The sequence below is a fragment of the Serratia sp. LTN-2 genome, assembly GCF_059740205.1.
Genome location: NZ_JCAXDO010000017.1, coordinates 66,218 through 73,703 on the forward strand (window position 1 = coordinate 66,218; position 7,486 = coordinate 73,703).

Consider the following 7,486-nt stretch of genomic DNA (forward strand, 5'->3'; position numbering starts at 1 on the left):
TCATAAAATGTCCGCCCTTGCAGCGGGCATAGCCCGCGCCGGTTCGGTATCGAGTACCTCCCATTGCTTCGCAACGGGCCCATGAGGAAACTCAAGCAGATACCTTGCATAGCTGTCATAGCTATAAGATCAAGGTACACGCCCGTAAACAGCCCTAAAGGGCTGCTAACGCGGAGATACGCTCCAGCTGCGGCCAAGGCCTTGCTGGATCCACTCCGACGGCGTACAAAAGCTCCTGAAGCGCTGTCAGTTTGATTGGTCTTGCAGGACGAAGGGGGGATTGAGGCTCTATAAAAGTATCGAACCGGCTTCGCCGGGCTACCGGCGACCCTAACCTTTCGTTGTATCTGTTAAGCTCAATTGTCGCCTATCTGTTTACCCTCTTAATCTGATCGATTAGTGATCAATCAAATTTAGAGCTTGTTCAAAGTCAGGGTATGTTGGCGATTGATTCGAGGGGTTTGGGGTGCGAACAGGATAAATCTTAAGTATATTAGGAATTTAGCAGCTAACTTAACCAGACAGGCATTTATGGCGACGTTGTTCATCGATCTACTTATCAAACCGCGCAAAAGATTTCGAGTTAAAACAACGTCTCAGGATGAGCTGACGCAGCGGCTGGTGTTGTATGTGCAACGTCACTATCTGCGTGTGCCTGGCTGGAAGCTCTATAAGTATGGCCGTAGCTGGGGTTGTTTATGCCAGGTAGTACCACTTCCGTTCCTAGACTGGTTATCTTCGAACGAGAACTGCGCAAAGGCTAAAGAGATCGCTGAAACCTGCCGGCCGTTCGTTGAGGATGGACACCATACTGTCGTTCCGCCGATCGCTGTATACATTCCGTTAAGCTGGTTATGTATCATAATTCCTCCCCTGGAGCTCATGCTTCGAGAACATTGGCAAACTCAACTTGGAACAACGCAGACGGTGCCGGATGTTGATTGCGATACTTCCCTCAGACCGTCTGATTACTACCTGTTATGCGAAGGACGGGCAATTCCAGACGTTTGGCAGCAGCATTTTGAAGAATGTATGAAAAGAAGTATGCCATTCATCGTGTTGTGGCATTTCCCACCAAAGCAGGCCCGATTCACTTCTCGCTACGATATTCTTTTTTCATGGGAAACTTTAGCCAAAAGCCATGGCCATATATTCGATAACCCAGAATTCCCTGATATCACAACGATCGTGACTAAACGCATTATGCAACTATTGAGAGAACGACGTGATGAAGAAGGCTTTCAGAAAGTATCTCTTCAGAATGTCCTTGGAGAAGGTCAAATCAACATTTTGAAGCTAAGTTTTGAGGCTGCGGAAAAGCTTACTCTGGACTTGGTACGGCTGATCACGTTGTTGATTAATGAAGCGGAAGCAAGTTTGAAGAATAACTTGTTAGGATAAAAATAAAATGGGGTTGTAGGCGGGATTTACCGAGTTCTGGCGTACAACCCCTGTTAGGTGTGGGAAACACCTAAAGTATGGGAAACAGCAAAAGTTTTTTTTCCTTTAGCATATGGGAAAAGCCTAAAGTGGAAGAGAAGGTTCTGGATTCTTGGTGACGATCGTGAAGATTAGCTTGCCGTCACCGGTTTCAGCCATAGTCGCCATCAAAGGAGTTTCTTTGCTGATCTTTTCCAGGGCCGGCTTGATAAACGTTCTCTTCATCTCGGCGAAGTTATCGCGCTGAGACTGAGGGAGTTGATACCGTTCTGCTAGCCAATCCGCTGTAGTGATCCAGATCCCGGACTTTCGATACTGGCACAGGCTTTCGTACAAACGGATAGCCCTTACACTGTTGATGCGGCCGCAATCATATAGGTTGTAGGTCGTAAATTGGCTGCTTAGGTCTAGTAAATACGGCATTACCTTGTTGTTAAACTCAATGTTCCATGACCCCCTGCCACGCTTCAAGCCTGCCTCTGCAAGCCAGGGGCGTTTACGTTCTTCATATTCGCCATCCGAAGGGAAAAAGGTAACTGAACTATTTGAAAGCGCGTCAATCCCCTTCCTAACATCAGTGCTAGCTGTTGCCTGGCTAACCTTAAACAGACGCTGATAATCTGCGACCCTGACAGTGAAAGTGCCAGGATGATCGTCTTGTCTGTAAGTCTCCATAAGGCACAACCACAGGACTCTCTTAGCCTGTAATGACAGATAATAGGCAGCTTCCGTTAGCTCGTTTGATTGAGCTATGGCAGGTCTGCTAGTTTTTATAATCCCTTTATTTTCAGCCATATATAATTCTATGGGTAGTTTGTATTTCTCCCATAGTTACATCCGTTTTATGCCATGGTCAAGACAAACCTTTGGTGATTCCCACATCTGAATTAACTTTAGGTATTTCCCATAGAAACTTTAGCCATTACCCATACGAACTTATGGTTTTACCCATAGATACTTTAGCTATGTCCCATACTTGCTTAAGCCATTTCCCATATTGACAGGCCTAAGAGGCAAAAGCTGCAAGGCTTAGGGCCATATCTAAAAAGCATTTAAAAACATAAAAAAATAAAAAATCTTTAAAAAACATCACTGTGGATATGTTGATATCTAAACTATGGGAAATGCCTAAAGTTTCCATCGTGAAACTGCTGTAGCTCCCACCGGTTACCCGGCGGGCCCAAAATCAAAGCCTCAACAATGCAGATCGTGCCTCAGAACCCCATGGTAGCTCTTTGTCTGTAAGCCCAGTATCGCAACGGCTCGTTGCGATCTAAGCTCTTATGGTGCGTCCAGAATCGGAAAAAGACTGGTCTTGGCAGGATCGGGGGGGGAGAGGATCCTCTAAGATCCTCTATGGCTGCTATTTGATGAAAGGATTTCCTTTCGATTGGAGATACATTTGACCAAAAACATGTGATGCATAATCGTTGAGATGACCAACATCCCTATACACACTCACTCCATTTACTTCTGTAGCACATCCAGTTTCTGAACATTGAACATCTTTTATGTCAATAATTTGTAGGGAGGGGTGTGATTTTTTTAAAAATTCGAATTTTTCATCAAACCATGAAGGAGAAGGCTTAATATTTCGTAGTGAGTTGCACTTGCCATTTTCAAAATCATCTCTTCCTATCAATTTTCTTTTCAAACAATACTCATAGCCGTCTGGCCTAGTAAATATTTCTTTCATTATCACCGGTGTGGAACCGGCTTTTTCGATGATTGTTAGCGCTTCATTAATAGCAGAGCTTAATCTCTCTTTTGAAAGTTCTAAGGAGCGGGTATCACCTTGATTATTTATGATCTTATCACTCACATACATTGGCCAGAGCTCACCAATAATAACATAGTCATAATTGTTACTTGCTATTTGCTCATAATATTGCTTAGTGTTTTCATGACAAGTTTCATAAACAGTATTATAAAAATGCCACCAATCAAACTGGTAGATGCCTGGCAACGTTAAACAACTTGCTGTACTTTTTGCGGTAATTGCTAAATTAGCATTTTTTGCTAAAGTATCTAAGAACATCCAGTAGTGATTAGAGTTTGAGTCTCCAATGAAGAAAGCAGTCTTTTTGGGTGATTCAGCTCCGAACGTACAGTGTTCGTTTGAATATTTTCCTTCGATATCATCTGTAAGACAATCTGAACGATGTCCCGCCATTTTTTTGTACTTTAACTCAAGGTTTGTTGCAGTGTTAAATGAACTTCCAAACCTCCATGGGAAGTAGTTTTGACTTTTTGCCACAGCATATAGAGCAATGCTTAATAGCAATGGCGTTACAATTAATAAAAGGATTGTTGTTTTTAAGTTTTTATTACATTTTCGCAGAGGCATCTCTATATAACTATAAGAAACGCACGCAAGGAGTAATGATGATATAAGTAATAATATAAGTAGAAGAGAATCATTAAACGCATCCATATAATGTAACAGAGCCAAGCAAGGCCAATGCCATAAGTAAAGAGAATATGAACGCTTACCAATAGCTACAAGATAATTTGATGCAAGCAACCTCGATGCATAGGATCTGGATGAATCACCTGATAGAATTATAGCGCCAGTTGCTAATGCAACCATAAGGGTATACCCGTTTGGGTAACCAGATATTAATCCTGGAAACATCGAAAGAGTTATAATTAAAGATAGAGAAACGATACCAACAATATTGGATAATTTATGATTTATCTTGAATGAGCTAAATGCAAGGCAACTGCCAATTTGCAGTTCGAAGCAACGCGAGAAAAAATCATAGTATCTTACTTTACTGGTTGTATATGACAGGTATAGCGAGGCAATAAGGAAAAAAACTGTAATCACATAGTTTGCTAAAGCCACTTTGTCTTTTTGATAAATCTTTAATGTAAAATACAGAATAACAGGGAATGTCAAATACCATTGCCACTCAATAGACAGTGACCATGTATGAAGCAGCAATAAGTAGCCGGAGTCTTCTGAAGCATAACTAGTTGTTACACCAGAGAAATACTGGTTTGACGTGAAGTACAATGTATTTTTAACGCTGTGTAAGAATGTGTTGTAATCGGCTGGAAGGTAAAAAAAACTACCGATAATTATAGAAATTAAAACGATGAGAAGCAGCGATGGTTGTAGTCGCCAAATTCTACGATTATAAAAGTTACTTAAATTAAATTTTTGGTCATTAGTACCGCTTAAAATTATTTTGGATATCAAATACCCAGATATGACGAAAAATACATCAACTCCGATGAACCCAGCTGGAAATTGACTTAGTCCTGCATGAAAAAAAATGACTAAAGCGACAGCTATAGCTCGTAAGCCGTCAATATCACTACGGTACTTCATTTTTGACCTCTGAGTTGTTTTTACAGATTTATTATAATTTAATTAGGAGGTCTGATAAATGAACAAATACACTTTTTTAAATAATTTTGGCCATAGGAATATCACTTAGCCGGGTTGTGTATGATGGGGAGAGAAGTTCACGGCGCATTGCCCAAACCTTATTGATCCCTTGGCCGGCAAACCAGACTTTCCCCAGCCCGGAGTGATTTATACCATCGACGGCTTTCATCAATTGTTCGCTACCGGCGCGCGGTGGATGTTCATGGTTAGGAAACTCAATCGGCCCTTTTTGAGTTTCCTAACCATGAACAGTGTCAAGGAAGAACCCCATATGGTGCGGGCTGCCGCAGAGTAATGCGGAAAAATGCCAGTTTTGCTGTATTTTTAAGCTAAAGTCCATTTTTCAGGCGCACTTATCCAGAGCCGGGATCTGAAGCCATCGTTTTTTCGCCATCCGATGCAGCCGGTCAGAGAGCAGTTTGGTGGCGTGATCACCTGCCACGGCGCCGGCAAAACGCAACCGACCTTTGCACAGGATGCATTGGTAAGGGTCGGTACCGAGGAAGCCCTTCATTAGTACTGCGAATCCGGGCCGCTTCGGTTTCTCCCGTACCGTCATTTCCAGCGCATCGTAGACCTTCGGCAACAACGTACCCCGTTTGCGGTTGGCCAGAAAACCGTAGTAACGCACCATCTTAAAATGCCGCGCCGGGATATGGCTGACGTAACGTTGCAGCATCTCCTCCTGGCTGATCTTCTGGCGTTTGTGCTGCTGTGTACGGTGATCGTAATACTGATGGACCACGGCGCCGCCGCGGTAATGCCTGAGCTGGGAAGCCGCCACTGGCGGACGTTTCAGGTATCGGCCCAGGTATTTCACGCTGCGCCAGGCGCCGCGGGTCTTTTTGGCGAAGTGCACTTTCCAGGCGCGGCGATACTGGGCATGCAGATAGCGGTGCCACCGGTCCTCGTTACGGATATGGCCGAGACCCGGCAGGGCACCGGGATTGATTTGCGCATAGTTGTCGCGCAGCAGGTAAACCACGGCGTTGCGCCAGATGGCTTCCACTTCTTTCTTTTTAAAGAACAGATGGCGCCAGACGCCGTGTTTGACATCAAGTCCGCCGCGGGTGACGGAGACGTGGATATGTGGGTGCTGATTGAGCTGTCGGCCGTAGGTATGGAGCGCACAGAAGATACCGACTTCGATCCCCTGTTGGCGCGCCCAGCGGAGCATGGCGCGGGTGGCGCAGCGAAACAGGTCATTGAGCAGGGGCCAGTTGTTGTTGAAGAACGGCCACAGCAGGTGAGGCATGGTAAACGTGATGTGCTGCCAGTCGCAGTCGGGCAGGATGTGCTGCTGTTCGGCGATCCACTGCTCAGTGGCCTTGAGGCCACAGCTGCTGCAGGCCTTGGACTTGCAGCTCTGGCAGAAAAAGCGGGAATGGGTGCAGTCCGGTGAGGCGCAGCAGTAACGGCGCACGCCCATGGCGCAGGTGCCGCAGGCGAGCATGCGCTCGACGGCGAGTTTGGTCCAGTCGCTGAGGGCGTCACCGTGTTTGTCGAGATAGCGGCTCCAGCCATCATCGTGCTGGAACAGCAGCTTTGCCGGTCGGGGAATATACATGGTGCAGAGTCTACAGGGCGGCAGGGAACAGGAAAAGGGCGTCGGCGCCAGCCGGCTCACGTCGCAGACGTGCTCATTTTATGCGTGTGTCAACGCGGCGGGGGCATGCGCCACCTCGCGGCAGGACTGGCCGTCAGGCGGCACTGGCGTTGATGTGAGGTTGGGGCTTAAAGACGGTTGAGGCTGCAAAGCAGCCGTGCTCGCCCCGCAGGGGCGCTACGTTCGTCGAAGAGATCGATCTGGCCCGGTTTGTCACAGAAATCGTTCAGCATGATCCCCGCTTTCTGATACCGAAACCCGTCGCGCCAGATGGCTTCAAGGGCTTTCACTGCCGCCGCTATGATGTCGCGGGTGTCTTGTGTAGCCAGCATGAGCTGCACGCTATTACTGTTGGCGTAATACGGCTCGTGAGGCGCAAAGGGGCTGGTTCGCGCAAACACCGAAACGTGCCGGCAGTATTGCCTCTCTCGGCGCAATTTCTCGGCGGCGCGTTCCGCGTATTGGCACACCGCTTGGCGCATGTCCTGCAGCTGCGTGACGCGCTGGCCAAATGACCGGCTGACGATGATCTGCTGCTTTGCCGGCAGCGCATCGATCGAGATACACGGCACACCGTTCAGTTCACGCACGGTGCGCTCGAGCACAACCCCGAACGTTCTGCGTATTAACGCCTGGTTGCTGTCGGCAAGCTGCAGTGCAGTCGTGATCCCCATCGCAGCCAGCTTTTTGGTCAACTGGCGCCCACATCCCCAAATTTCGCTGACCGGCAGTAACGCCATCAACCGTCGTTGTCTATCCCGGTTTGTCAGATCAACAACGCCACCGGTAGCCGGCCAGGTTTTAGCGGCGTGATTGGCGAGTTTGGCCAAAGTCATTGTCTGAGCAATGCCGATCCCGCAGGTAAGCCCGGTTTGCTGAAGCACCGTATCACGGACTCGGCGCCCGTAGTCTTCGAATGACTCTGTGGCATCGATGCCGGCAACGTGAAGAAATGCCTCGTCCAGCTAAAGGAAAGAAGCTCTACCATGGACATGACTCCAAATCAGAGCATTCCAATATTCAAACTTCGATGTCGACTGTCC

Annotated in this window: 5 protein-coding genes and 2 pseudogenes; 2 read left to right on the top strand and 5 right to left on the bottom strand. The window is 47.1% G+C overall.

Going from position 1 to position 7,486, the window contains the following annotated elements; translation table 11 throughout:
* The first annotated feature begins 81 nt into the window (after positions 1 to 81).
* Positions 82 to 255, top strand: a complete 174-nt coding sequence (locus AC6BYQ_RS23455) for a replication-associated protein RepA4 (RefSeq protein WP_498057588.1) — start codon at positions 82 to 84, stop codon at positions 253 to 255.
* 276 nt (positions 256 to 531) lie between these two features.
* Positions 532 to 1,401, top strand: coding sequence for a hypothetical protein (locus tag AC6BYQ_RS23460; protein ID WP_306686642.1), 870 nt, complete (start codon positions 532 to 534; stop codon positions 1,399 to 1,401).
* Positions 1,402 to 1,524: 123 nt separating this feature from the next.
* Here AC6BYQ_RS23460 and AC6BYQ_RS23465 read toward each other — a convergent pair whose 3' ends face one another.
* The 5 genes and pseudogenes from AC6BYQ_RS23465 to AC6BYQ_RS23485 form a co-directional block, all read right to left on the bottom strand.
* Positions 1,525 to 2,235 (bottom strand): replication initiation protein, encoded by a 711-nt coding sequence (locus AC6BYQ_RS23465; protein ID WP_306686643.1) that lies wholly within the window; start codon positions 2,233 to 2,235, stop codon positions 1,525 to 1,527.
* 568 nt (positions 2,236 to 2,803) lie between these two features.
* Entirely contained in the window at positions 2,804 to 4,777 is a 1,974-nt protein-coding gene (locus AC6BYQ_RS23470) for an acyltransferase family protein (RefSeq protein WP_306686644.1), read from the bottom strand.
* Positions 4,778 to 4,853: 76 nt separating this feature from the next.
* Positions 4,854 to 5,039: pseudogene (locus AC6BYQ_RS23475) on the bottom strand (DUF4113 domain-containing protein); the annotation flags it as partial.
* 141 nt (positions 5,040 to 5,180) lie between these two features.
* On the bottom strand, positions 5,181 to 6,404 hold the full coding sequence (locus AC6BYQ_RS23480) for an IS91 family transposase (protein ID WP_498057589.1): 1,224 nt from the start codon (positions 6,402 to 6,404) through the stop codon (positions 5,181 to 5,183).
* Positions 6,405 to 6,592: 188 nt separating this feature from the next.
* Positions 6,593 to 7,408, bottom strand: a pseudogene (locus AC6BYQ_RS23485) (DinB/UmuC family translesion DNA polymerase); the annotation flags it as partial.
* Positions 7,409 to 7,486 lie beyond the last annotated feature (78 nt).